The following is a 2,270-nucleotide window of genomic DNA, read 5'->3' as shown; positions in this document are numbered from 1 at the left end:
ACTGCTGGAAAAACTTGATGAGCAGGCACCCAATGTCTCACTGGATATCATGACCCCCAGCGACATCAGCTTTCACGACGTTGAAAACGGCAAAGTGGATCTGGCCATTAACCGCTTTGAACAACTGCCACAGTCGTTTCACCAAAAGAATTTATGGAGCGACGAGTTTTCCTGTTTGATCCGCAAAGACCACCCATTGCTGGAAGACTACACGCTGGACAATTACTTAAAGGCGCAGCACGTCTGGGTGAGTAAAACGGGCTTTGGTGTGGGCGTAGGGATGGATCCGCACGACGTACAAAAACTCGGCTGGGTCGACGACGCGTTAGATAAACTGGGCAAACGCCGGAAAATTAAAGTGTTTACCCGTAATTATCATGTTGCTATGTATCTGGCTCGTCAGGGGCTGGTTGCTACCTTGCCAACACGGGCCGCCGAACTGTATTCACAGGACAGTCAATTGGTTATGAAAGCCCCGCCGTTTGAAATACCGGGGTTAACTCTGACCATGATCTGGTCGCCGCTGTTACAGCACGATGCAGGCCACCGCTGGTTCCGACAAGTGGTCGCCGAAACCGCGGCAGCTTCATAGCTTTGTTACCAGGGGCTTATTCTTCCCAGAAAAAGCCCTTACGTTTACGTGGCTCCGGCAACAAGCGATCCATGGTGGTGGCATCATACAACACGCCATTAACCATAGTGTGAGTCACTTTGTCGGTGTCACGGATGTCCTCCAGCGGGTTACCGTCAATAACAATAATATCCGCCAGTTTACCTTCTTCCAGCGAGCCCAGAGCGTGATCCATGCCAAAGACTTTAGCCGGATCAATGGTCGTTGTACGGAGGGCTTCCAGCGGTTCCATACCACCCTGAGCCATCATCCAGATTTCCCAGTGTTGCGCTAACCCCTCACGCTGCCCATGAGCACCAGAGAGCACTTCAACACCTAAGTCCTGCAGCTCAGTAGCCACTTCCGCATTATTAAAGTGGTTGTAGTGGTTATGCGGCGCTTTTTCACGACGCATCGCCTTACCCACTAAAAAGTCCATGGGCACATATTGAGTCAGCTTGGGATGCTTCCATACATCGGTTTCCGCATACCAGTAGTTCTCACCCCAGATACCGCCATAAGCCACACCCAGGGTTGGTGTATAAGCTACGTCACTTTGCTGCCATAACTGACGAATACCATCGTAGATATTGGCTACCGGTAATGAGTGCTCAACCGTGGGGTGCCCGTCCATGATCATGCTCAAGTTGTGCTGCAACAACGAACCGCCTTCAGGTACCACCATCATTTCCAGTTCTCGTCCGGCTTCAACCACTTGTTGACGCTGGTTACGACGCGGCTGGTTATAACTCTTAACAGAAAACGCACCCACTTTCTTCAGGCGCTCTAAATGAAACTTAGCGTCTTCTAAGCTATCCACATGCGAGGTGTAACCCGGGCCGTTAGCACCGTATAAAATGGTACCGGTTGAGAACAGTCGTGGCGCGGCAATTCTGCCCGCTTTCTGCAGCACTGAAGCCGCAAAGAACTCGGTCGTATCGTTAGACGGATCGTGAATTGAGGTCACACCAAATGCCAGATTCGCGTACTGTCCCCAGTTCTGCTGCGGGATAATTTCTGCCTGGCCCTGACCACCGTGCGCGTGCGCATCGAATAACCCCGGCATAACGGTTTTGCCACTGGTATCAATAACCTCAGCGCCGGAAGGCACATTAACTTCAGCTTCAGGACCTACCGCCACAATTTTATTATTGCGCACGACCACAGTGCCTTGCTCATAAACGGTATCGCCATTCATGGTAATAACCTGGCCGCCCACAAAGGCAACGGTTGTATCCGGTACCATGGCGTCATGTTCAAAACCAATGTTCTGGCCATTTTTTACTTTCAGGGTGTCGCTTTCAGTGTCAGCATTAAAGGCTTCAGCCACCGACGTATGGTAAAGCTCCGGCCCCAATGTCCAGTAAATCTGGTCACTGTTTGCCGTCCAGGATAGATTTTCACCGGCACGAACAGACAGCTGATGCACCGGCATTTGTTTATCTCCCGGCCCTACGTTGATAACGCTGCCGCGCTCGACTAAAGGCGTAACAAACACTTTGAAACGTTCTGCAAAAGCCAGTTGCTTGCCATCCGGAGACACGCGGAATTCAGTGGCTAACTCCGACTGATACAACTCGCGCTGCTCCAATGTGCGCAAATCGATCGCACTTAACGTTGGTTTTTCGCCCGGAGTCATCAGATAAACCCGGTCGTTACG

Annotated in this window: 2 protein-coding genes; one reads left to right on the top strand and one right to left on the bottom strand. The window is 51.4% G+C overall.

Annotation, left to right across the window (positions count from 1 at the left end):
* Nucleotides 1–592: LysR substrate-binding domain-containing protein (locus tag B3180_RS10955; RefSeq protein ID WP_286844498.1), on the top strand; the 592-nt coding region annotated here is incomplete at its 5' end.
* 16 nt (nucleotides 593–608) lie between these two features.
* Here the strand turns inward: B3180_RS10955 and B3180_RS10950 are convergent.
* Nucleotides 609–2,270, bottom strand: a 1,662-nt coding sequence (locus B3180_RS10950) for an amidohydrolase family protein (RefSeq protein ID WP_286844496.1), incomplete at its 5' end; no start/stop codon positions are given.

This window comes from Idiomarina sp. UBA4206 (assembly GCF_002383015.1).
Taxonomy (GTDB): Bacteria; Pseudomonadota; Gammaproteobacteria; order Enterobacterales; family Alteromonadaceae; genus Idiomarina; species Idiomarina abyssalis.
This window is presented reverse-complemented; position numbering and strand designations above follow the sequence as displayed.